The organism is Janthinobacterium kumbetense (assembly GCF_023703445.1).
GTDB classification, from domain to species: domain Bacteria; phylum Pseudomonadota; class Gammaproteobacteria; order Burkholderiales; family Burkholderiaceae_D; genus Janthinobacterium; species Janthinobacterium kumbetense.
On the sequence record NZ_JAMQGR010000014.1, the window covers coordinates 25071 to 47971 of the forward strand.

The window sequence follows — 22901 nt, forward strand, 5'->3', positions numbered from 1 at the left end:
TCTGCGCACGAGCACGCGACATATCTTGTCATTGATGCTCTACGGCACATAAAAATGCCTTAGAATCGTTTCACAGGGCAGCACGCCGGCCCCCACCGCTGCCCGCCTACCTATACAGGAGTCAACTTGATTGTCTCGTCACTGCGTTGGAAGTACTGGATACCCGCCCTGCTGAGTGCAGCCCTGCTGAGCGCCTGCGGCGGCGGCGATAACGGCGGCAAGACGTCGCTGAACACCTCGACCCAGGCCGGGCAGCTGACACAGGAGCCGGGCGCTCCCGTCCTCAGCAACAATATCGCCACCGATGGTTTCAACTGGATCAATTACCGGCGCAGCCAGATCGGCCTGGCGCCGTTGGTGCGCAATAGCCAGATCGACAACGCGGCACTCGGCCACTCCAATTATCTGAACAGCAATAATGTGGTGGTGCACAATCAAGTCAAAGGCAAGCCCGGCTTTACCGGCGAAACACTGTATGACCGTCTGAGCGCGTCCGGCTATGGCGTCACTTCCGTCTGGGGCGAAGTCATCGCGGGCATGGCGACCAATTCCGGTTTCTACATGGCGGAAAACCTGATCACGGCCGTGTATCACCGCTTCCTCATCTTTGAACCGGTCTTCAAGGAAGGCGGCGCCGGTGCGGCCGTCAACAACAGCGGCTACGCGTATTTCACCACCGACCTGGCGGGCAACAGCCGCTACGGTCCCGGCTTGCCGGCCGGACAGATCGTCAGCTACCCGTTCGACGGACAGACCAAGGTCGCCACCAGTTTCGCCAGCAATGAAGAGGAACCCGATCCCGTGCCCAACCAGGACGTGGTCGGCTACCCCATCAGCGTCCATGCGAATTTCGACGCCACCCTCAGCGTGACGGCGTTCACCGTGCGCCAGCGTGGCGCCGGCGCGGACCTGGCGGTACGCCTGCTCAGCAAGGAAACTGATGCCGTCAATACATCGCGCTCGGTGGCCGCCATCATCCCGCTGGCCCCCCTGCTGGCGGCCACCACCTATGACGTGAGTTTCATCGGCAAAGTCAATGGCGCGAGCGTCACGCGCAGCTGGTCATTCACGACGCGTTAGTCTGGCAGCGTCTGCCAAGCGGACGCAGTAGCGAGGGCAACTGGATGTAAAATGATAGATATTGCGTGAATGCAATTGACAAGTTTTGGGGCCCTCTGCACACCAGGCATGATGAAACCACACGCCACTTGCGATGATGATGCCGCCCTCGCGGCATCCGACATGGTCCGGATTCTCGATGTCGAGAACGGACTGGGCCGCATCATGGGCGACCGCATCCTGTACCTGAAAATCCTGCGCCGCTTCCTGCATGACCACGGCACCACGCCGTGCCAGATCCGCGCCGAATTCGACACGGGCAACTATGCCTCTGCGCGCCTGAAGGCGCATACCTTGAAGGGCGCCGCCGGCATGATCGGTGCGCACCACGTGCACGGCCTGGCGGAGACGCTGGAATCGGCACTGCGCGCGCAGGCGCCCGACCTGGCCCGGCAGATGCTGCAGCTGGAACTGGCGCAGGATCAATTGCTGGGCGCGGTCAGCAGCATGCTGGGCACGCCGGAGGCGACCCACACGGCGGCGCAGGACGTGGCGCCCGATCCGGCCGCACCTGCCATCCAGCTGCTGCTGGCGCGCCTGGCCAGCCACCTGCGCGAAGGCGACGGCGCGGCCATCGACATCCTGGAAAACTCGGCCAGCCTGCTGGCGGCCAGCCTGGGCGTGCACGTCTACCAGGAAGTGGCGGCTGCCGCGCATGAGTTCGACTACGACGGCGCGCTGGCGGCGCTGCTGCGGCGCCGCTAATTACCGAACTCAAGGGTGGTATTGCGCCTCTTCCGCGTAAGCCATGCCACAGCTCTTGCCGCAAAAGCGGCGCACGGCGTCGAGCGGCTTGTCGCAGTACCAGCACGCGCCTTTCGGCGGCAAGGTGGCGATCAATTCCGGCATGGCGGGCAATCGTCGCGCCACGACCTCATCCCCGCATTCCACGACATCCGGCTGTTTGCTGTCCATGGCGCTTCCTTTCCTAGCGGCACTTCAAGGCCGCTCAGCAAGATTACGTCAGCGCAGTTTGAAGCCCATGACATTTCTCAACGGCGGCCACGCTTGCCCCATCGGCGCCTTGAAATTTCCAAACGACAACGTTGTCACTTCACACTACAATCGGTGTTCCGTTCACTTGCGCGCCTGCCATGAAACACATCCCCCTGCTGCTCTCCTGCTTGCTGCTCAGCGCCTGCGCCACGCGCACGCCCACCGCCTACACCCTCAATTCGGGCGCCGAACGCACGCCGGAACAATTGGCGGTGGTGTTCGAACACGCCGACCTGACCTTGCGCATCGACCCGGCCAGCCGCAGCATCGCCGGCGACGCGCGCCTGACCTTCCTGGCGACGCAGCCGATCTCGCGCTTCGCGCTGGACCTGGACCGCAACCTGCCCGTCGATGCCATCGAAATCGACGGCAAGGCGCTGCGGCCGCAAGACTACGCCAACCCGGACGGGCGCCTGAGCATGACCTTGCCGGCCACTCTCGCGGCCGGCGCGCGCACCACCATCCGCGTCGTCTACCACGGCGTGCCGCACGTTGCCGTGAAGGCGCCGTGGGATGGCGGCATGGTGTGGTCGAGCACGGCCGATGGCGCGCCGTGGATCGCCAGCGCCGTGCAAGGCGAAGGCTGCGACCTGTTCTGGCCCTGCATCGACCACCCGATGGGCAAGGCCCAACTGATCGACCAGCACATCCAGGTGCCGGCGCCGCTGGTCGCGGCCGGCAACGGCATCGCGCTTGGCATGGATGAGGCCGATGGCTGGCGCACCTGGCACTGGCGCGCCAAGCACCCGAGCACGTATGGCATCGCCCTCAACGTGGCGCCCTACCGCAGCCTGCAGGGCGAGTACGCCAGCCGCTACGGCAACCGCATCCCCCTGCAATTCTGGTATCTGCCGGAAAGCGAAGCCAAGGCGGGCGCCCTGTTCGCGGAATTGCCGCCCATGCTAGATTTTTTTGAAAGCGTCATCGGCCCCTACCCGTTTGGCGATGAAAAGGTCGGCATCGCCGAAACGCCGCACAAAGGCATGGAACACCAGACCATCAATGCCTATGGCAACAAATTCGCCAAGACCAGCTATGGCTACGACGAGCTGCTGCAGCATGAATTTGCGCACGAATGGTTCGGCAACCAGCTCACCAACAGCAACTGGGACGACATGTGGCTGCACGAAGGTTTCGGCACCTACATGCAACCGCTGTACATGCAATATCTGCGGGGGGAGCAGGAATATTTTGCTGCGTTGCAGCAAATGCGCGCCGGCATCGTCAACAAGGCGCCCATGGTCTCGGGCAAGCCGAAAAGCGAGGAAGAGGTCTACGACCTGAAAAAGGGCGGACCGGGCGGCGACATTTATGTGAAAGGGGCGCTGGTGCTGCACACCTTGCGCGGCCTGATCGGCGACGACGCCTTCTTCCGCGCCGTGCGCCTGCTCGTCTACGGCACGGAACAGCCGCAGCCGGGCCAGTTCCAGCCCCGCTATGGCAGCACGCAGGAATTCATGGCCATCGTCAACAAAGTCACGGGCAGCAATTACGACTGGTTCTTCCAGACCTATCTGTACCAGGCCGCGCTGCCGGAGTTGTCCGCCGTGCGGGACGGCGACACCCTGCGCCTGCTGTGGAAGACGCCTGCCGACCTCGCCTTCCTGATGCCGGTGGAAGTGCGTATCGGCAAGGAAATCCATACCGTTTCCATGGCGCTGGGCTTTGGCGAACTGCCCCTGCCGGCTGGCGCCACGTACACGCTCGACCCGCGCTCGCGCGTGCTGCGGCGGGCCGAGCATATCGAAGCCTTCCAGACATTCAAGGAAGAGCAAGCCAAGCGCAAGAAGAGCTGAGCTGCCGCAAGCCAGGGCGGCCGTTATTTCCGGAAACTGCGCACCGCGTCATTGGCATTGTCGGCAATGACTTTTTCCAGCTTCGGCTGTCCCGCATACTTGGCGGACAGCCGTTTCCACTGCCGCTGCGCCTGGCCGCAAAAAGCGGCCACGGCTTGCGTGATCTCGCGCTGGCGCGCCTTGTCGTTATCATCCCACTCGCCGGCAAAGTGCTCGCACATTTGCGCATGATCAATGAACTGCACCACGTCGCGCGGCAGCTTTTCCTCTGCCTGAGTCAGCAAGGGCAGGCAGCACAGCGCGGCAGCGATCAACATTTTCATCGTGTGCCCTTACTTGCCGATGCAGAAGCGGCTGAAAATCACGCCCAGCAGATCGTCAGGCGAAAACTCGCCCGTGATGCTCGACAGCTGCACCTGCGCCAGGCGCAGTTCTTCCGCAAACAGGTCCAGCGACTGGTCGTCCTGCGCCGCGTGTTCTGCCGCGATGTCCAGGTGCTTGCCGGCCGATTTGAGCGCGATCAAATGGCGTTCGCGCGCCAGGTACAGCGATTCGCCCGTCTGCTGCCAGCCGGCGATGCGCAACAGTTCGGCACGCAGCAAGTCGATGCCGATGTGCTCGTGCGCGGACAGATACACGTGGGTGGCGTCGGGCAGGCTGTCGACGCTGGGCTTGTGGCCCGACAGGTCGATCTTGTTCCACACGCGCACCACCGGCACGCCCTCGGGGAAGGCGGCGACGATGGTTTCATCGGCCAAGGTGGGGCCATGATCTGCGTCAAGCAGGTGCAGGATGACGTCAGCCTTGCCGATCTCGCCCCAGGTGCGTTCGATGCCGATGCGCTCGACGGCGTCGATGGTGTCGCCCGCGCTGCGGATGCCGGCCGTGTCGATGATGTTGAGCGGAATGCCTTCGATCTGGATGGTTTCGCTGACCTTGTCGCGCGTGGTGCCGGCGATCGGCGTGACGATCGCCACGTCGGCGCCCGCCAGCGCGTTCAGCAGCGATGATTTGCCCACGTTCGGCTGGCCCGCCAGCACGACATTGAGACCTTCGCGCAGCAGCGCGCCCTGCGCCGCCTGCGCAAACACTTTATGCAAGGCTGCGATGACGGCCATCAACTGGCCGCGCGCATTCGATTTTTCCAGGAAGTCGATTTCTTCTTCCGGGAAATCCAGGGTCGCCTCGACCAGCATGCGCAAGCCCGTCACCTGTTCGACCAGCGCGTGGATGGTGTTCGAAAACGCGCCCGACAGCGATTGCGAAGCGGACTTGGCGGCCGCCTCCGTGGAGGCGTCGATCAGGTCGGCCACGGCTTCGGCTTGCGCCAGATCAAGCTTGTCATTCAAAAACGCGCGACGCGTGAATTCGCCCGGTTCGGCCAGGCGCAAGCCGCTGTCCTTACCCGCTTCCAGCACGCGCGCCAGCAGCAACTGCAGTACCACGGGGCCGCCGTGGCCCTGCAATTCCAGCACGTCTTCGCCCGTGTACGAATGCGGGCCCTTGAAGTGGATGGCGATGCCCTGGTCGATGATGGCGCCGTCGCTTTCCGTGAATGGCAAATAGGTGGCGTGGCGCGGTTTCAGTTGCTGCGCGCCGAACAGGGCGGCCATCAAAGGGGCGAGATTTTTGCCGGAGGCGCGTACCACGCCGATGCCGCCGCGCCCGGGAGCGGTGGCGATGGCGGCGATAGGGGAAGAGTCGAGTTTCATGGGGATATTGTAGATTATTCGGGGAAGGCTGCGGGAGCCGCGCTATGTTCAGCGACAAACCGGGTGCACATGAAGGGGGTCAGTGGAAAACCGGCAAAACCCACTTTTTTTTTGACATCGTACCCACTGGGTAGGATGTCAAAAAAAAGCCCGCGCGAGGCGGGCTTTCTGTTCGCTGGCCGGACTTACTTGACGGCAGGCGCGTATTTCTTGGTGATCACCCATTGCTGGCCGATCGACAGGACGTTGTTGACGACCCAGTAGAGTACCAAGCCCGACGGGAAGAAGAAGAACATCACCGAGAATGCCAGTGGCATGAACAGCATCATCTTCGCTTGCATCGGATCGGCCGGGGCCGGGTTCAGCTTGGTCGTGATGAACATCGAGATCGCGTACAGCACGGGCAGGATGCACCATGGGTCATGCTGGGCCAGGTCGGTGATCCAGCCGATCCATGGCGCGCCGCGGATTTCCACGGACGCGTTCAAGACCCAGTACAGGGCGATAAAGACGGGCATCTGGATCAGGATCGGCAGGCAGCCGCCCAGCGGATTGATCTTTTCCGTCTTGTACAGCTCCATCGTGGCCTGGTTCATCTTTTGCGGATCGCCCTTGAAGCGTTCGCGGATCGCTTGCATCTTCGGCGTGACCAGTTTCATCTTGGCCATGCTGCGGTAGCCGGCGGCCGACAGCGGGAAGAACAGCAGCTTGATCAGGATCGTGAAGGCGATGATGGTCCAGCCCCAGTTGCCCAGCACGCTGTGGATCTGTTCCATGACCCAGAACATCGGCTTGGCGATGATGGTCAGCCAGCCATAATCCTTGACCAGTTCCAGGCCAGGCGAGACGTTTTCCAGCAGGTGCGCGATTTGCGGACCCGAGTACAGCTTGCTGTCCATGCTGGCCGAGGCGCCTGGCGCCAGGGTAGGCAGGGGCAGCACGTTGCCGATGGCGTACAGGTTGGGGCCGACCTTCTTCGTGAAGATGTCGCGCTTGGCGTTCTCAGGCGGAACGAAAGCGGACACGAAGAAGTGTTGCGAAATCGCAAACCAGCCGCCATTCGCCGTCGCCGGATGCAGGCCCTTCATGGCGTTGTCGTTGCCCTTCTTCTCGTCTTCCAAGGCCGCTTTTTCGATTTTCTCGAACGTCAGCTTCTGGTACTTGTCTTGCGGCGTGTACAGGGTCGGGCCCGTGAAGCTGCTGTTGAAGAAGGAGTCGCCGACCGGCTTGTTGCCGTCATGCGTCAGTTGCAGATACAACTGCGGCGTGACAGGGGCCGCGCCCACGTTGGACACGTCATGGCGCACGTCGATGACGTAATCGCCGCGCTTGAAGGTAAACGTCTTGGTCAGCTTGACGCCGCCTTCGACCGCTTCCATCACCAGTTGAATTTGCTTGCCATCGGCCAAGGTACGCACGCCAGGCTGCACGGTGAAACCGCTCGCATGGGTAGGGAAGGGACCGCCGACCAGGCCCGATTGCGCCAGGTAGGTGTGGTTCGCGCCTTCGTCGAACAGCACTTCGTTTTGCTTGCCGTCGTCCGGCTGGCATACCTTGAACAGGCCGAAGCAGCCGCCAAACCAGCCCGGATTACCCGCGCCCTTGAATTTCAGCAATTCCAGACGCTTGACCTGGCCGCCCAGGGTGTCGATATCGACCTTGATGACGTCGGTGGTGATGGTAATCACTTCGCGCTTGAACGCGGCGGGATCGACAGCGTCACCCGGCAGGGCAGGCACGCCTGCCGCGGCTGGCAAGGCAGCCGTCTTGGCAGGGGTCGCAGGCGCCTTGGCGGTTTGTTCCGTGTTCGCGGAGAACATCGACGGCTTGCCGTTCGAGATCATCCATTCGTTCCAGAGAATTACCAGCGAGACGGAAAACACGATCCACAGGATGGTACGTTTATTGATATCCATTAGGGTATTTGTCAGGAGTGGTTGCAACCGCAAGCGGTCGTTGAAGATTGTTTGCAATCGGCCGGCGGCACCGGGTCGACGCCCCCTTCATTCCAGGGGTGGCAACGGCACAGGCGCTTGGCAGCCAGCAGGCTGCCCTTGGCAGTACCGTGCACGCGCAGCGCTTCCATCGCGTAATGCGAACAGCTCGGATAGAAACGGCAATTCTGTCCCAGCATGGGGCTGATCAGCAACTGATAAGCGCGCAGCAGGAACAGCAGCAGGGTTTTCATGGCGCGGATGGTGGTGGCGCAGCAACAGAACGGGCCTGGGCGGCGATTTGCGCCGCGAACAGGCGGCTCAATTCCTCGCGCAGCTCGGCTTTGAGCTGCGTCGTGGTGGCCGGGCCATCCTTGCTGTTGACGGCGCGCGACAAACGCACCACGCAGTCGACCGGCGGCATCGCGCTGTTGCGAAACAGCTCGCGCGTGACGCGCTTGATCGTGTTGCGGGTCGCCGCGCGCGGCGCGAAACGCTTGGCCACAACGACGCCCAGCCGCGCATGCGGCAATTGATTGTGTCGGGTGTACAGCACAAAATGCGCTGTTTTTTGCGAAGGGCGCAAACGAAAAACGGATGAAAATTCATCCGTTTTAACGATACGCCGAAAGCGCGCGAAGTCGTGTGAACCTTCGCGTTGATTGCCGACTGGAGTACAGCTAGCCACGCGATCAGCTGTCAACGACAAGCCTAGACGGCCAGACGTTTGCGGCCCTTTGCGCGACGTGCGTTGAGCACATCACGGCCACCACGGGTAGCCATACGAGCGCGGAAGCCGTGCGTACGCTTGCGGCGAACGACGGAAGGTTGGTAAGTACGTTTCATGTTGGTCTCGCTAAAAACAAAAAAAATGCAAAATCGGGTCTGACGTCCCGTCAGTTTTTGGTGCCAATGACAATCGCGCACTTATGCCAAGGCACAAGCTGGCCAATCTCATCGCCCGCTTAATCCACGCTTAGTCCATATTGTCGTTCCAAATGAATAAACACGGAATACGGGCGGGGAACCCTGAATTATTCAGCATATGCCCCCCTCTTGTCAAGGATTGCCGTGATCACCTGGAAATTTGCGCGCCGCCCCCCATCTGCCGGCAAGGCCCCGCCACAGGCCGCGCCAGCACTGCCTGTGACGGGATAACCGGGGGATAAGTCGCCTCTTATGCACACGGCGCCCCACCCCGCCACACAAAAATAACAGCCGTGCCTGTGGATAACTTTCGCAGTCGGGAGTAGAATAGCGCGTTACGTGTGGCGAGCCCTCGCGCGACGCCGGCCTTGCAACACGGTGAACGCAGGGCAGAATCGATACGCCCTCCCACACCTTTTCACATAGACATACATGGATAATTTCTGGCAGGCCTGTTCCGCGCAGTTGGAACTGGAGCTGACACCGCAACAATTCAGTGCGTGGATCAAACCGCTTATCCCTCTCGATTACGAAGAGGGCAAGCTGCGCATTGCTGCGCCCAATCGCTTCAAGCTCGATTGGGTCAAGACCCAGTTCGCCAGCCGCATCACTGCCCTGGCCATTCAGTACTTCGAAGCGCCGACGGAAGTGCAGTTCGTGCTCGACCCGCGCCTGGCCTTGCCGAAGAAACCCGTCACCGCCAGCACCCCGGCCAGCGATCCGAATGGCGGCGCGCCCAGCGCGCGCGCCGCGGAGCCGCAGCCGAGCGTGCCGGAACTGAGCATCGGCGCCGCGCCGCGCCGCGAGCAGAGCCGCATCAACACCGACCTGACCTTCGACAGCTTCGTGACGGGCAAGGCCAACCAGCTGGCGCGCGCCGCCGCCATCCAGGTGGCGAACAATCCGGGCGTGTCGTACAACCCGCTGTTCTTCTACGGCGGCGTCGGCCTGGGCAAGACCCACTTGATCCACGCCATCGGCAACCAGGTGATGGCCGACAATCCGGGCGCGAAGATCCGCTACATCCACGCAGAACAGTACGTTCGCGACGTAGTGACCGCTTACCAGCGCAAGGGTTTCGACGACTTCAAGCATTACTATCACTCGCTCGACATGCTGCTGATCGATGATATCCAGTTCTTTGGCGGCAAGAGCCGCACGCAGGAAGAGTTCTTCTATGCATTCGAGGCATTAATTGCCGCAAAGAAACAGATCATCATCACCTCGGATACGTATCCGAAGGAAATCACGGGCATGGACGACCGCCTGATCTCGCGCTTCGACTCGGGCCTGACGGTGGCCATCGAACCGCCGGAACTGGAAATGCGCGTGGCGATTCTGTTGAAAAAAGCCAAGCAGGAAGGCGTGACCTTCTCCGACGACGTGGCCTTCTTTGTCGCCAAGCACTTGCGTTCGAACGTGCGCGAGCTGGAAGGCGCGCTGCGCAAGATCCTCGCGTATTCGCGTTTCCATGGCAAAGATATCACCATCGATATCGTCAAGGAAGCGCTGAAGGACTTGCTGTCGGTGCAGAATCGCCAGATTTCCGTGGAAAACATCCAGAAAACGGTGGCCGACTTCTTCAATATCAAGGTTGCCGACATGTATTCGAAGCGCCGCCCCGCGAATATCGCCCGGCCGCGCCAGATCGCCATGTACCTGGCCAAGGAATTGACACAGAAGAGCCTGCCGGAAATCGGCGAGCTGTTCGGCGGCCGCGACCACACCACGGTGCTGCATGCCGTGCGCAAGATCGCGCTGGACCGCACCAAGAACCCGGAATGCAACCATGAATTGCATGTGCTGGAACAAACGTTAAAAGGCTAAGCGCCGCTTGGGCAAGGCTGGCTCAAAACGTGCTTTACCCTTATTATCTGGGAGAGCGCCGCAGCCGGCCTGCCGGGGCTCCCCTTGCAATGATTGTTAAATTACTACGTTAAACTTCATACCTATACATTGAGGATAAATATGCAATTGGTCAAAACCACCCGAGATACCCTTCTCCGGCCACTGCAGATCGTGAGCGGTATTGTCGAGCGTCGGCACACTATGCCGATTCTGGCCAATATCCTCATCCGCAAAGACGGTGAAAATGTCTCCTTCCTGTCGACCGACACCGAAGTGCAGATCACCACGCACGCGGAAATCGGTTCCGGCGCGGACGTCACCGGCACCACCGTGGCCGCGCGCAAGCTGCTGGACATCCTGCGCGCCCTGCCCGAATCGGGCGACGTCACGATGACCCTGCTGAACAAGCGCCTGACCGTGCAAACGGGCAAGTCGCGCTTCGCCCTGCAAACGCTGGCGGCGGAAGAGTTTCCAACCGTGCAACAAGCGGAAAGCTACAACGCGTCCGTCACCCTGCCCCAGAAAACCTTGAAGCACCTGTTCAACATGGTGCATTTCTCGATGGCGCAGCAAGACATCCGCTACTACCTGAACGGCTTGCTGCTGGTTCTGGATGGCAATAATGTCATCGCCGTGGCCACCGACGGCCACCGCCTGGCGTTTTGCCAGGTGGCTACCGAGCAGACGTTTGCGCGCCAGGAAGTGATTATTCCGCGCAAGACCATCATCGAACTGCAGCGCCTGCTGGAAGAGAACGATGAGCCGGTGCAGCTGGACATCGCCGCCAACCAGGTGAAACTGACCTTTGCCGACATCGAGCTGATCTCGAAGCTGGTGGAAGGCAAGTTCCCCGACTACACGCGCGTGATTCCTAAAGGCTACAAAAACGACTTCACCATCGGCCGCGATGAACTGCTGCGCTCGCTGCAACGTGCCGCCATCATGACCAGTGACAAGTTCAAGGGCGTGCGCTGCATCATCACCCCGGGCAGCATGAAGATCAGCTCGACCAATGCGGACCAGGAAGAAGCCGTCGAAGAGCTGGAAATCGATTACGGCGGCGACTCCGTCGACATCGGCTTCAACGTGACGTATCTGCTGGACGTGCTGAACAACCTGAAATGCGAATACGTCAACATCGCGCTGGGCGACTCGAACTCGTCCGCCCTGATCTCCATCCCTGACAACGCGGACTTCAAGTACGTTGTCATGCCGATGCGCATTTAAGCGTAACCCAATGCAAAACTGGGGTCTGATCCGACAGGGTCAGGCCCCGCAATCAGCAATCGTTATTTGAGAAAGCAGTCCATGTCCGAGAATCCACAAGACACCCCGATCCAGGCCAAAACGGAAGAATACGGCGCCGCCTCCATCCAGATCCTGGAAGGCCTGGAAGCCGTACGCAAACGCCCGGGCATGTACATTGGCGACACCTCGGACGGCACCGGCTTGCACCATCTGGTATTCGAAGTGCTGGACAACTCGATCGATGAATCGCTGGCCGGCCACTGCACGGAAATCCACGTCACCATCCACAGCGACAATTCGATCTCGATCACAGACAATGGCCGCGGCGTGCCGACCGGCCTGAAAATGGACGACAAGCACGATCCGAAGCGTTCGGCGGCGGAAATCGTCATGACCGAACTGCACGCGGGCGGCAAGTTCGACCAGAACTCGTACAAAGTATCGGGCGGTTTGCATGGCGTGGGTGTGTCCTGCGTCAATGGTCTGTCGAAATTGCTGAAACTGACCATCCGCCGCGACGGCAAAGTGCATCACATGGAATTCGTGCGCGGCGTGCCGCAAGACCGCCAGATCGTCATGGTGGGCGACATCGCCACCTCGCCGATCAAGGTCATCGGCGAAACGGACAAGCGCGGCACCGACGTGCATTTCTGGGCCGACGAAGAGATTTTCACGCACGTGGAATTCCACTACGAAATCCTGGCCAAGCGCATCCGTGAACTGTCCTTCCTGAACAATGGCGTCAACATCAAGTTGTCGGACCAGCGCACGGGCAAGGAAGAAGTCTTCGCCTTCGAAGGCGGCACGCGCGGCTTCGTCGAGTACATCAACAAGGCCAAGTCGGTCTTGCACCCGACCATTTTCCAGGCCACGGGCGAGCGCATGTCGGACCAGAACACGAATATCTCGGTCGACGTGTCGATGCAGTGGAACGATGCCTACAATGAACAGGTGCTGTGCTTCACGAATAACATCCCGCAACGCGACGGCGGCACCCACCTGACGGGCTTGCGCGCGGCGATGACGCGCGTGATCAACAAATACATCGATGAACACGAGTTCGCCAAAAAGGCGAAAGTGGAAATCAACGGCGACGACATGCGCGAAGGCTTGACCTGCGTCCTGTCCGTGAAAGTGCCGGAACCGAAATTCTCGTCGCAGACGAAAGACAAGCTAGTGTCGTCGGAAGTGCGCGGCCCGGTCGAAGAAATCGTCGCCAAGACCCTGGCTGATTACCTGCAAGAAAAACCGAACGACGCCAAGATCATTTGCGGCAAGATCGTCGAAGCGGCGCGCGCCCGTGAAGCGGCCCGCAAGGCCCGCGACTTGACGCGCCGCAAAGGCATCATGGACGGCCTGGGCCTGTCGGCCAAGCTGGCCGACTGCCAGGAAAAAGACCCCGCCCTGTGCGAACTGTACATCGTCGAGGGTGACTCGGCAGGTGGCTCGGCAAAACAAGGGCGCGACCGCAAGTTCCAGGCGATCCTGCCGCTGCGCGGTAAAGTCTTGAACGTGGAAAAAGCCCGTTTCGAGAAAATGCTGTCGTCCGAGCAGATCACCACCCTGATCGCCACGCTCGGCACCTCGATCGGACCGGACGAATTCAACGTCGAGAAACTGCGCTACCACCGCATCATCATCATGACCGATGCGGACGTCGACGGCGCCCACATCCGTACCCTGCTGCTGACCCTGTTCTACCGCCAGATGCCGCAACTGGTCGAGCGCGGCCACATCTACATCGCGCAACCGCCGCTGTACAAGGTGAAGGCGGGCCGCGACGAGCGCTATCTGAAAGATGACGCCGAGGAAGCGAGCTACATGATGACCGTGGCGCTGAACACGGCCGTGCTGGTGCCGCGCGAAGGCGCGGAAGGCATTTCCGGCGAAACGCTGACGGAACTGGTGCGCAAATTCAACCTGTCGAACACCATCATGACGCGTTTGACACGCGTCATCGACCGCGCCGCCCTGACGGCCATCATGACGGGCGTGCAGCTGGACCTGTCGACCCTGGACCTGGCGGAAACCTCCGCCCTGGCCCTGCAGACGGCCATCAACGACAACGCCGTGCGCGTGCATGTGCGTTCCGACGACTTGTCGGAAAAACACAAGCTGCACATCGAGCGCATGTACCACGGTAACGTCAAAGTGACGGCCATCGACGCCGACTTCGTGCAAGGTCCGGACTACGCCGTGCTGAGCAGCGGCGCCGCCACCTTCGAAGGCTTGATCGGCGAAGGCGCGTTCGTGCGCCGCGGCGAAGGCGAGCGCATCAAGGAAATCGCCGTGGTCGACTTCCACCAGGCCATGCAATGGCTGCGCGACGAAGCCGAACGCACCGTCTCGAAACAGCGCTACAAAGGTCTGGGCGAAATGAACCCGGATCAACTGTGGGAAACGACGATGGACCCGACCGTGCGCCGCTTGTTGAAAGTGCAGATCGAAGACGCCATTGCGGCAGATCAAATCTTCACGACCTTGATGGGCGACGACGTGGAACCACGCCGCGCCTTCATCGAAAACAACGCGCTGCGCGCAGGCAATATCGACGTGTAACTTTATCTAGTTATATAAACTCGACAAGTTTGAACTATAGTGAAATATCCACAATATTAATTACAAAAAAGCCAACCGTGGAGGTTGGCTTTTTTTCACCATAATATTCTGTGTCTTTACGCTCTGACTAACAGGATTACCACTCTTAAGACAGTCCTCATTTGCTGATATAATTTTCACCGCCTTCGTGAAACATTATCACAAAATTAACAACATCAAACGTGGCTTAAACTAAAAGTTACTCTGAAATTATTACCCTGTCATTAATAACTTTGGTAATTCAAAATCTCTTGCCAATCGATGGGGCGCAGGGCTATAGTATTGGTATATATTTTATTTCGAATTCGAAACATACCCAATACCAACATGAGTATCCCAAATTTTCTCTCTGTCAAGAATGTGGCTGAACAACTTGGCGTATCACAACAGTACGTTCGCTCGCTTCTCAGATCATGCCAACTTGAAGGCCAGCAAGTCGGTAAACAGTGGTTAGTGTCCCCAACTTCGCTGGAGTCTTACGTAAATAGTGAAGGTGTAGAGCCAAAAGATCATGTGGCGCGACGCACCGGCCCGCTTCCCAAGTTGAAAGCCCTCTCCTTTTTCTCTGGAGCGATGGGACTTGATCTCGGATTGGAGAAAACCGGAATTCACGTTCTCCTCACCTGCGAAGTTGATAAACATTGCCGTAAAACAATCGCCACCAATCGCCCCGATGTCGCGCTTCTTGGTGATGTCTGGCAGTATTCTGCACAAGATATTCGGCAGGCTGCAGGCCTATCCGATACAGATGATATTGACGTGATCGTGGGTGGCCCTCCTTGCCAAGCCTTTTCGACCGCGGGATCTCGCAGAGGATTCCAAGATGTTCGCGGCAACGTCTTTCTGAAATTTATTGACCTTCTCCTCGAACTGAAGCCGAAATATGCAGTCATTGAAAACGTTCGCGGCCTGCTCTCTGCTCCACTCGCACATCGCCCTCACGCCGAGCGCGGGGAGGAGTGGGCACCCGGTTTTGAGGAAAAACCGGGAGGAGCCCTACTTCACATCATTCAAACACTGAGGGCTGGCGGCTATGGTGTCTCCTTTAATCTCTACAACGCCGCAAATTTCGGCGTCCCGCAAAGCCGCGAACGTGTAGTCTTGATCTGCTCCCGCGATGGGAATAAGCTTCCGCATTTAAAGCCAACACATAGTCAGAATGAAACCTTTGGCCTTCCAAAATGGAAGACCTTCCGCGAAGCCGTTGAGGGCATCGAAACTCTTGGCTGCGATCATGTCAACTTTCCTGAAGATCGGCTCCGCTATTACCGGCTTCTTGGACCGGGACAGTATTGGAAACATTTGCCCGAGAATCTTCAAAAGGAAGCTCTAGGTAAAAGCTATTATTCCGGAGGTGGCAAGACCGGCTTCCTTCGCCGTATGGGCTGGGATAAACCTGCCTGTACTTTGGTTACCTCGCCCAATATGCCTGCCACAGATATTTGTCATCCAGTCGAGGATCGACCGCTCTCCATTCAAGAATACAAGCGTCTTCAAATGTTTCCAGACGACTGGCAACTTGGTGGCAAACTCGTCGATCAGTATCGACAGGTCGGCAATGCCGTCCCCGGCGGTTTGGGTGAAGCTGTAGGACGCGCAATTCTTGCTCACATGGCGGGTCATGATATCCAGCCACCTCCTGGCTTCCAATTCTCCCGCTACAGGGACACGGATGAAGTAAGTTGGGAGGCTGCAACGCGGAAGATCCTTGGGCTCGACCCTGTAGATATCAAGCCAACAAAGATCAAGCCGAAGGTCAAAAAGATTGTTGTTGAGGCACCGCAAATGCAACTCTTCGAGAAAGAACCCACGTAACGGATGCTCATAATTGCAAATTCTACTTTAATGCTTCGAGATATTCCTTTACAAATTTTTTGAAGCCAACTTCTGAGACAAGTGGACGTATTTCCTCATCCGGGAATGCTTCCCAATTGGCTCCCCGTCTTTTAGAAAAGGTACGAAACCATTTTTTGATGTCAGTTCCATTCCGAATCGCTGAGCTCGAAGAGTTCTCGGAGTTATCACGATTTTTAACTTGAAGAAGTGTCCAGACATCCTCAAGGCCGGTAGGCGGCTTGATCAGATCAACGGCTTTCACCGTCGAACCTGAACACCAAATCCAGCCTCGAGGTTCCATGATGCTTGCCAAATAACGTTCTAACAAGTCGCCAACGAGATTTTCTGCGCCCATCGAAAGAAGATGGTCGTTCTTGGCTTGTACCAGATTTTCTTCGGGAACATTAAAATAGGTATGTAGGATAAAGCTAACCATTTCGTCAGGAACAGTAGCCGGAGGTGCCGGGGCCGTTGGGACGCGACTGGCCGAAAAATTAGAAGCCTGCGCCCGGATGTAGGCTTCAGTACCAATATCTGGAGGATTTTTCCCGCGCATTTTTGACGCTGCGCCTGGATTTATCATCAGTAGTTTGATTAGGTTTACGTATTTGTCCGCCAGAGGTGGGTTGATCGCCGCCATCGCAGCTCTTGCAAACGCCTCTGAATTTGCACTAAATGCCATTTTTTTCCTTTTTCTAAAGAGAAAGACTGTAACTGCTTCTTAGGGTTAACGACTATCAAAAAAGTCACGAAATATAGCATTCCGCACTTTTAACTTGGAATGTGTACATTTAACAACCTTCACAATTGATCCCGCTGTACTGGTTTACGGGTACCAACCCTGATCGTATTAGTAGCCCAATGAGTGTCATAATTTAGCTCAAGCACAATCTGATATCTTTCTGTCCCCTATCGATGCGGATACAATCCTCAGTAGCTCCCAAAGAGATCTGCAGATATCTTTACTTCCCCACCACTACCCCCAAGAAACCAGTACACTAGTTCCTGAGCGCAACTAATTTTGTGCGCGCGCCATGCCGCCTGCCGTTGCCGGGAGGCGTCCCTGCCGCAAGGCGTGTTGTCTGCCTGGACAAATGCAATGTTCACTTCGCGCAGCCTGTCTCCTGCCTTCTATTACCTGTTCTTTTCAGGAGAACGGGAGCAGCAGCAGCGCTTTTTCAAGGAACTGCATTTCATTTCGATAGCCATCCTGACGTTTGGCCTGGCGTGCTGGCTGGTCACGTTCAGCCTGACCTTGCCGCGCGCTTCGCTCGATCATGCGCAGGCGGCGCTGGGCTTGACGGGCATGCTGGTCGGGCTGCTGCTGACCGTATATGCGAAGTCCTTGCAAGCCATCATCGCCAGCGGCACCATCAGCGTGCTGTTCATCGCTTTCAGCTTTCGCGTGCTGATGCTGGGCACGGAAGATCCCGCTTTCTGGGTCTTGCCGCTGGGCGTGATGATCACCCTGACGACGGCGCCCATCTTCAGCGGCATCGCGTATTACCTGGGCGTATCGCTGTGCGTGTGGGCCATCCTGGGGCTGGGGCAATTTCCCGTGCATGCGGGCCAGGCCGACCAGCATTGGCCCGTGCTGGCCGTCACCATCAGCGTGATCATCGGCCTGGCGCTGAATATCTATTTTCTCGTCTTGCGCATCAACAACTATCGCGCCCAGCGCGAACTGGCGACCATGGCCTACAAGGATGGCTTGACCGGGCTCAACAACCGACGCATGTTTACGCAAAGCGCCCGTACCTTGCAGCGCACGGCGCATACGCCCGCGTATTTTTTAATGATCGACATCGACGACTTCAAGCAGATCAACGACGTGTACGGCCATGACGTGGGCGACGAGGTGCTGAAAAAGATCGCCGAGGTGATCGGTGAACTGTCGGGCGAGCACCTGTGCGGCCGCCTGGGCGGCGAGGAGTTTGCCGTCATTTACCTGGGTGAAAAGAATGCCGCCTGCGCCTTTGCCGCGCAGCTGGTCGACAGCGTCGAGGCAGCCTTCGTGCCGGAACGCAAGGTGTCCGTCAGCATCGGCATGGCGGAACTGATCAAGGAAGCCGACTTGTCGCACAGCTACCGGCGTGCCGATGAATCCTTGTACCAGGCCAAGAAAAGCGGCAAGAACCGCTACGTGCTCAACGCCGCCTGAGCGCCACCGTCCGGCACCGCATCGAGCAGCGCCAGCAAGGCTTGCGGCGAAATCTTCCAGGGATCGCGCCGCTCGGGGTCCACCTCATACCAGCTATCCTGGCCACCGATCTTGAGGATGGTCAAGGGAATGTCCTTGCTCTCAAAGAACACCAGCATGCGGCGGATCAAACGGCTCACCTTGGCGTGCTCGTCCGTATACAAGGAGCCCGTATAGAAACAGCCCTTCTCGCCCATGCGCAACATCCTGGCCGAGCCGAGGCGCGAGCGGCCCAGGTACTTGTGCAGGAACTCGGTCACAGCCGCATCGTCGACGGGAATACTGCAGGAAATAGTGATCTGGGCCATGACAACGGGGGACAGTGATTCAATAGCCAAGCTTAGCAGAAAGAGATTCATTCCTGAAATGCTAAGATCGCGGCCCGCGCATGCCGGCAAGCCCTCCGGCATGGCGTCTCGACAAGGATAGTCATTGAATACCCCCGGAAAAATCACTGTTCGCATGCTGTCGCTGTGCGCCGCCCTATGCCTGCCGCTTGCCAGCATGGCGCAAGCCATTCCTGCCGAGGATGCGGCCTTCGTGGCCGCCACCGTGCCCGTGCCCTCGCCGCCGCTGCGCCTGAGCGCGCATCCTGAAATCCGCGCCGATGTCTTGAAACTGCTGGGCTACGCGCGCGGCAGCTATACGCAGGGCAACACCCTGATCGCGCGTCAGGTGCTCGACAGCATGCAGTCGCTCGACGACATCACGCGCACCATGTTGCCCGACGGACGCTCCGTGCTGGCCTCCATCGATGCCAGCACGCACGGTGCATGGCGCGCCGCCATGCTGTTCGATCCGCAACGCAAGCTGCTGGCCCTGGGCCTCGTCAACGGCCATTGCCGGGCCGCCATCGGCGACGCCGCTCCAGCCTGCCTGCCGTCCACGCACGCCGTGCTGACGGTGTTCCTGCCGCCGGGCGCAGAGGACGAGATGGCCGCGCCGCTGCTCGTGTGGGCGCGGCAACTGCCGGCCATGCTGGCACAGGCCGCGCCGGAACGGCGGCAAAGCATTGCTGCGGTGGAATACATCACGACCCGCCCCGGCCAGCCCGGCTGGGAAGCGCGCGACGTGCCGCCCGGCTTTCCCGCCAGCTTGCTGCACCTGCTGCTGCCGAATGCGGAACTCAACGGCAGTTCCAGCGGCGGCAAGCGCATCGCGCCGGCGGGCCTGGCCGGTTTGCCCATGCGCACGCCCACGGAAGCGGCCGAGGCGGGAGACGAGCCCCTGCCCGATGCCGACATCACCCTGCGCAGCTATGCCGATTTCCACTGGGTGCTCAACACCTACGCCACGCTGGCCAAGGGTGCGCAAGTAAAAGGCCATGACGACAAGGTCGTGTTCACGGGCAGCGATGCGAGCGGCCGCTATACGGTGACCTTGCGCGAACCCGACAAGGACGATGGCGTCTTCATCACCGTCGCCAGCTGGCGGGATAAATAGGCCTGAGGGGAGTCCAGACAGGGGAAAGCATTGCCATTACGCACAAGAACATGGCATTTTGGCATTTTGCGGTATGATTTCCGGCCGTGCGGCGCGGCCCGATCCCTGCCTTGCCCACCCTGCCCTTCAAGCCAGTCACGCTTGCGTCGCATCCTGCCCTAAGGAATTCATATGTTCGGTTTTAACTTGCGCGTTGCCAAGATGGTGTGGACGGCTTTCCTCATCGCCTTCCTGCTCTTTCTTACCTACAAGGTCTCGTCGACCCTGATCGTCGTGGTCTTTGCCATTTTCTTCAGCTACCTCGTGTATCCGCTGATCGGCCTGCTGGAACGCCATGGCCCGAAGCGCTTGCCGCGCACGGCTGCCATCGGCATCGTCTTCCTCGTGGTGATCTTGCTGGTGGCAATACTGGGCTCCATCTTCGGCGCCCGCATCGAGGAAGAAGCCAGCAAACTCAGCGCGCAATTGCCGACCCTGCTCAAGGGCAATAATTTTGCCGAGCGGATTCCTTTGCCGGAATTCATGGAACCGTTGCGCGCGCGCCTGCTGTCGTTCATGCAGACGCAGCTGAGCAGCGGTACGGGACAAGCCATGCCGCTGGCGAAGGAACTGGGCTTGACCGTCATGCATGCGGCCAGCAACCTGATCTATCTGGTGCTGGTGCCCGTGCTGAGCTTTTTGCTGATCAAGGAAGGCCCGGACATGCGCGACGGCTTGCTGTCCCTGCTGAACCGTCCCAACAAGAAGTTGTGGGGTGCCATCATCGACGACCTCGACATCTTGCTGTCACGCTATGTGCGCGCCCTGCTGCTGTTGTCGATCGCCACGTTTGTGTCCTACAGCATCGCCTTTTCCCTGATGGGCGTGCCGTACAGCCTGCTGCTGGCCGGCGCGGCCGCCTTGCTGGAATTCATTCCGTTTGCCGGCCCGCTGGCGGCCGCCGTCATCGCCGTGGTCGTGGCCGGTTTCAGCGGTTTCGAGCACGTGTTCTGGCTGATCGGCTTTATCGCCGCCTACCGCTTGTTCCAGGATTACGTGGTCAACCCATACTTGATGAGCGAAGGCGTGGAAGTGAGCCCGCTGATGGTGATCGTCGGCTTGCTGGCCGGCGACCAGCTGGGGGGCGTGGTGGGCATCTTCCTGTCCGTGCCCGTGATGGCGGCCATCAAGATCGTCTTCGTGCGCGCCCGGGCGGCGCTGCAAGCGCGCCATGATGCACTGGAGAAAGCGGAACAGGCGGCAGAGGAAGCGCGCGCCCAGGCCCTGGCCGAGGCGGCGCGCTTGCAGGAACAGGGCAGCAAGGTGGCCCTGGAGCAACAATAATCTAGAATCAACAACGCCTAAAAACCGTAGCGAGCGGCAGCAAGTTGTGGCTGAGAAGCGCAACTGTGCTAGAGCACAGTGAGCATCGCAAGCCGCAAATTGCGACGCGCAGTAGGTTTTTAGGTGTTGTTAAAACTCTTCCCACTCGCCGCTGTTATCCGCGGCAGGCTTGGCCGGACGTGGTTTGGCGGCAGCGGCCGGTGCGGCAGCGGCACCGGCCGGCGCCAGGCGCAGCGCCGGGCGTTTCAAGGCCGTGCTGGCGGCGGCCACGACAGGCTTGCGCAAGGCAGGCTTGGCCGCTGCCGGACCGCTATGGTTGGCGTCGAGCTTGAAAATGCTGACCATTTCGGCCAGCGCCGCCGCCTGTTCCTGCATCGATTCCGAGGCCGCCGCCGCTTCTTCCACCAGCGCCGCATTCTGTTGCGTCACGGTATCCATTTCCGCCACGGCTTGATTGATCTGGCCAATGCCCAGTTCCTGCTCGCGGCCGGCGGCGCTGATTTCGCCCATGATGTCCGTCACGCGGCGGATGCTGGAAACGATTTCATCCATCGTCGTGCCCGTCTGGCTGACGAGCGCGCTGCCCGCGCCCACGTTCTGCACCGACGCTTCGATGAGCACTTTAATATCCTTGGCGGCGCTGGCCGAGCGGTGCGCCAGGTTGCGCACTTCCGTGGCGACGACGGCAAAGCCACGGCCTTGCTCGCCGGCACGGGCCGCTTCCACGGCCGCGTTCAGGGCCAGGATATTCGTCTGGAAGGCGATGCCATCGATCACGCCGATGATGTCGGCGATCTTTTTCGACGATTCGCTGATGGTGCCCATGGTATCGACCACTTGCGCCACCAGTGCTCCACCCTTGACGGCCACGTCCGATGCGGAGACGGCCAGCTGGTTCGCCTGGCGCGCATTGTCGGAATTCTGCTTGACGGTCGAGGTCAGCTCTTCCAGCGAGGATGCCGTTTCTTCCAGGCTCGACGCTTGCTGCTCCGTGCGGCTCGACAGATCCAGGTTGCCCGAGGCGATTTCATTGCTGGCCGTGGCGATGGCGCCGCTGCCGTCGCGCACGCCGCGCACGGTGCTCGACAGGCGTTCCTGCATTTTCTGCAAGCCCGTCAGCAAGGCGCCCATCTCGTCGTGGCGCGTGATGACGATGTCGTTGGCCAGGTTACCGTCGGAAATGGCGCCGAAATGGCGCAGGGCCTGGTCCAGCGGGCCGAAGATGGCACGCAGCAGCAGGATGCTGGAAATGATGGTCAGCAAGGCGCCGACGATCATGCCGCCGATGGCCATGGTCACCTGCGTGTGGTAGCTGGACTGGCTTTCCGCATACATCGCGGCGGCCGACGTGGCCTGGTATTGCGTCAATGTTTCGGCGGCCTGGTCCAGGGTGCGGTACAGCGGCGTCAGCCCCTTCATCATCAAGCCGTCCGCTTGCTCGATGTTGCCTTCACGCAAAGCCTTGCTCATGACCAGCACGCCATTGTTGATATAGTCGCTGCGCTTCTTGTCCATATCGTCGGACAGGCGCTTTTCGTCCGCGCTTTGCGGCAAGCCCAGGTACACCTTCCAGGACTTGTTGGACGCTTCCAGGAATTGTTCCGCGCGGGCCAGGGTATCCTTGGCATCCGGCGCATCCGGGTGCACCATCACGCGATCCATCGTGAAACGGGCGCGGCCCAGGGCAATTTGCGATTCCCCGATCGCTTGCGTCGATGCCAGCTGATTGCTGTAGACCTCGTTGAGGCTGTTGTTGGCCGATTTCAGGCTGATGATACTCATGACGCCCAGTACGGCGATCAGCAAGCCCAGCACACTCATGGTGGCGATCAGGCGCATTTTTATTGTTATGTTCGACAACATGCAGTTTCCTTGGTAAGGGCGCAACCATGCCTGCGCATGCCGGACGAGATAGCGGCAA

General features: G+C 59.6%; 20 protein-coding genes. 10 read left to right on the forward strand and 10 right to left on the reverse strand.

Annotated features, from left to right (window positions below):
• Positions 1–126 precede the first annotated feature (126 nt).
• A complete protein-coding gene (locus tag NCG91_RS25065; protein ID WP_285817228.1) occupies positions 127–1080 on the forward strand; it encodes a CAP domain-containing protein in 954 nt (317 codons plus the stop codon).
• 108 nt (positions 1081–1188) lie between these two features.
• Entirely contained in the window at positions 1189–1824 is a 636-nt protein-coding gene (locus NCG91_RS25070) for an Hpt domain-containing protein (protein ID WP_099666169.1), read from the forward strand.
• Positions 1825–1833: 9 nt separating this feature from the next.
• Here NCG91_RS25070 and NCG91_RS25075 read toward each other — a convergent pair whose 3' ends face one another.
• Complete coding sequence (locus tag NCG91_RS25075; RefSeq protein ID WP_077408887.1) at positions 1834–2034, reverse strand: hypothetical protein; 201 nt, start codon at positions 2032–2034, stop codon at positions 1834–1836.
• A gap of 179 nt (positions 2035–2213) precedes the next feature.
• Here NCG91_RS25075 and NCG91_RS25080 point away from each other — a divergent pair, with 179 nt between their 5' ends.
• On the forward strand, positions 2214–3911 hold the full coding sequence (locus NCG91_RS25080; protein WP_251351657.1) for a M1 family metallopeptidase: 1698 nt from the start codon (positions 2214–2216) through the stop codon (positions 3909–3911).
• Positions 3912–3934: 23 nt separating this feature from the next.
• Here NCG91_RS25080 and NCG91_RS25085 read toward each other — a convergent pair whose 3' ends face one another.
• From NCG91_RS25085 to rpmH, 6 genes are all read right to left on the reverse strand, one after another.
• Positions 3935–4234: a hypothetical protein gene (locus NCG91_RS25085; RefSeq protein ID WP_251351658.1), complete on the reverse strand. Its 300-nt coding sequence runs from the start codon at positions 4232–4234 to the stop codon at positions 3935–3937.
• Between the two features lie 9 nt (positions 4235–4243).
• Positions 4244–5623, reverse strand: a complete 1380-nt coding sequence (gene mnmE / locus NCG91_RS25090; RefSeq protein WP_251351659.1) for a tRNA uridine-5-carboxymethylaminomethyl(34) synthesis GTPase MnmE — start codon at positions 5621–5623, stop codon at positions 4244–4246.
• Between the two features lie 185 nt (positions 5624–5808).
• On the reverse strand, positions 5809–7539 hold the full coding sequence (yidC, locus tag NCG91_RS25095; protein WP_077408891.1) for a membrane protein insertase YidC: 1731 nt from the start codon (positions 7537–7539) through the stop codon (positions 5809–5811).
• Between the two features lie 11 nt (positions 7540–7550).
• Positions 7551–7811: a membrane protein insertion efficiency factor YidD gene (gene yidD, locus NCG91_RS25100; RefSeq protein ID WP_010401993.1), complete on the reverse strand. Its 261-nt coding sequence runs from the start codon at positions 7809–7811 to the stop codon at positions 7551–7553.
• Positions 7808–8245: a ribonuclease P protein component gene (rnpA, locus tag NCG91_RS25105; RefSeq protein ID WP_150131170.1), complete on the reverse strand. Its 438-nt coding sequence runs from the start codon at positions 8243–8245 to the stop codon at positions 7808–7810. Before rnpA ends, yidD begins: the two co-directional genes overlap by 4 nt.
• 23 nt (positions 8246–8268) lie before the next feature.
• Positions 8269–8403: a 50S ribosomal protein L34 gene (gene rpmH / locus NCG91_RS25110; protein ID WP_010401996.1), complete on the reverse strand. Its 135-nt coding sequence runs from the start codon at positions 8401–8403 to the stop codon at positions 8269–8271.
• Between the two features lie 513 nt (positions 8404–8916).
• On the opposite strand from rpmH, the gene dnaA reads away from it, so the two are divergent.
• The 4 genes from dnaA (at position 8917) to NCG91_RS25130 (ending at position 15993) form a co-directional block, all read left to right on the forward strand.
• Positions 8917–10311, forward strand: coding sequence for a chromosomal replication initiator protein DnaA (gene dnaA, locus NCG91_RS25115; RefSeq protein ID WP_034781304.1), 1395 nt, complete (start codon positions 8917–8919; stop codon positions 10309–10311).
• 141 nt (positions 10312–10452) lie between these two features.
• Positions 10453–11559, forward strand: coding sequence for a DNA polymerase III subunit beta (gene dnaN / locus NCG91_RS25120; protein WP_034754341.1), 1107 nt, complete (start codon positions 10453–10455; stop codon positions 11557–11559).
• An 81-nt stretch (positions 11560–11640) separates the two neighbouring features.
• Positions 11641–14139, forward strand: coding sequence for a DNA topoisomerase (ATP-hydrolyzing) subunit B (gene gyrB, locus NCG91_RS25125; protein ID WP_251351660.1), 2499 nt, complete (start codon positions 11641–11643; stop codon positions 14137–14139).
• Between the two features lie 366 nt (positions 14140–14505).
• A complete protein-coding gene (locus NCG91_RS25130) occupies positions 14506–15993 on the forward strand; it encodes a DNA cytosine methyltransferase (RefSeq protein WP_251351661.1) in 1488 nt (495 codons plus the stop codon).
• A 22-nt stretch (positions 15994–16015) separates the two neighbouring features.
• Here NCG91_RS25130 and NCG91_RS25135 read toward each other — a convergent pair whose 3' ends face one another.
• Entirely contained in the window at positions 16016–16696 is a 681-nt protein-coding gene (locus tag NCG91_RS25135) for a SinI family restriction endonuclease (RefSeq protein ID WP_251351662.1), read from the reverse strand.
• A 417-nt stretch (positions 16697–17113) separates the two neighbouring features.
• On the opposite strand from NCG91_RS25135, the gene NCG91_RS25140 reads away from it, so the two are divergent.
• Positions 17114–18175, forward strand: a complete 1062-nt coding sequence (locus NCG91_RS25140) for a GGDEF domain-containing protein (RefSeq protein ID WP_099666155.1) — start codon at positions 17114–17116, stop codon at positions 18173–18175.
• Here the strand turns inward: NCG91_RS25140 and NCG91_RS25145 are convergent.
• Positions 18154–18522 (reverse strand): hypothetical protein, encoded by a 369-nt coding sequence (locus NCG91_RS25145; protein ID WP_251351663.1) that lies wholly within the window; start codon positions 18520–18522, stop codon positions 18154–18156. The two genes, NCG91_RS25140 and NCG91_RS25145, sit on opposite strands and share 22 nt — an antisense overlap.
• 124 nt (positions 18523–18646) lie before the next feature.
• Here NCG91_RS25145 and NCG91_RS25150 point away from each other — a divergent pair, with 124 nt between their 5' ends.
• On the forward strand, positions 18647–19657 hold the full coding sequence (locus NCG91_RS25150) for a hypothetical protein (RefSeq protein WP_251351664.1): 1011 nt from the start codon (positions 18647–18649) through the stop codon (positions 19655–19657).
• 171 nt (positions 19658–19828) lie between these two features.
• Positions 19829–20980, forward strand: a complete 1152-nt coding sequence (locus tag NCG91_RS25155) for an AI-2E family transporter (RefSeq protein ID WP_099666152.1) — start codon at positions 19829–19831, stop codon at positions 20978–20980.
• 129 nt (positions 20981–21109) lie between these two features.
• On the opposite strand, the gene NCG91_RS25160 is transcribed toward NCG91_RS25155, so the two are convergent.
• On the reverse strand, positions 21110–22843 hold the full coding sequence (locus NCG91_RS25160; protein ID WP_251351665.1) for a methyl-accepting chemotaxis protein: 1734 nt from the start codon (positions 22841–22843) through the stop codon (positions 21110–21112).
• Positions 22844–22901 lie beyond the last annotated feature (58 nt).

Bases quoted from the DNA above. Each gene is read 5' to 3' on its own strand.
- NCG91_RS25070 (WP_099666169.1), top strand. From the start codon at position 1,189: ATGATGAAACCACACGCCACTTGCGATGATGATGCCGCCCTCGCGGCA.
- NCG91_RS25160 (WP_251351665.1), bottom strand. From the start codon at position 22,843: ATGTTGTCGAACATAACAATAAAAATGCGCCTGATCGCCACCATGAGT.
- rpmH (WP_010401996.1), bottom strand. From the start codon at position 8,403: ATGAAACGTACTTACCAACCTTCCGTCGTTCGCCGCAAGCGTACGCAC.
- mnmE (WP_251351659.1), bottom strand. From the start codon at position 5,623: ATGAAACTCGACTCTTCCCCTATCGCCGCCATCGCCACCGCTCCCGGG.
- dnaN (WP_034754341.1), top strand. From the start codon at position 10,453: ATGCAATTGGTCAAAACCACCCGAGATACCCTTCTCCGGCCACTGCAG.
- yidC (WP_077408891.1), bottom strand. From the start codon at position 7,539: ATGGATATCAATAAACGTACCATCCTGTGGATCGTGTTTTCCGTCTCG.
- dnaA (WP_034781304.1), top strand. From the start codon at position 8,917: ATGGATAATTTCTGGCAGGCCTGTTCCGCGCAGTTGGAACTGGAGCTG.
- NCG91_RS25155 (WP_099666152.1), top strand. From the start codon at position 19,829: ATGTTCGGTTTTAACTTGCGCGTTGCCAAGATGGTGTGGACGGCTTTC.
- gyrB (WP_251351660.1), top strand. From the start codon at position 11,641: ATGTCCGAGAATCCACAAGACACCCCGATCCAGGCCAAAACGGAAGAA.
- NCG91_RS25085 (WP_251351658.1), bottom strand. From the start codon at position 4,234: ATGAAAATGTTGATCGCTGCCGCGCTGTGCTGCCTGCCCTTGCTGACT.
- NCG91_RS25135 (WP_251351662.1), bottom strand. From the start codon at position 16,696: ATGGCATTTAGTGCAAATTCAGAGGCGTTTGCAAGAGCTGCGATGGCG.
- NCG91_RS25075 (WP_077408887.1), bottom strand. From the start codon at position 2,034: ATGGACAGCAAACAGCCGGATGTCGTGGAATGCGGGGATGAGGTCGTG.
- NCG91_RS25140 (WP_099666155.1), top strand. From the start codon at position 17,114: ATGTTCACTTCGCGCAGCCTGTCTCCTGCCTTCTATTACCTGTTCTTT.
- NCG91_RS25145 (WP_251351663.1), bottom strand. From the start codon at position 18,522: ATGGCCCAGATCACTATTTCCTGCAGTATTCCCGTCGACGATGCGGCT.
- yidD (WP_010401993.1), bottom strand. From the start codon at position 7,811: ATGAAAACCCTGCTGCTGTTCCTGCTGCGCGCTTATCAGTTGCTGATC.
- NCG91_RS25130 (WP_251351661.1), top strand. From the start codon at position 14,506: ATGAGTATCCCAAATTTTCTCTCTGTCAAGAATGTGGCTGAACAACTT.
- NCG91_RS25080 (WP_251351657.1), top strand. From the start codon at position 2,214: ATGAAACACATCCCCCTGCTGCTCTCCTGCTTGCTGCTCAGCGCCTGC.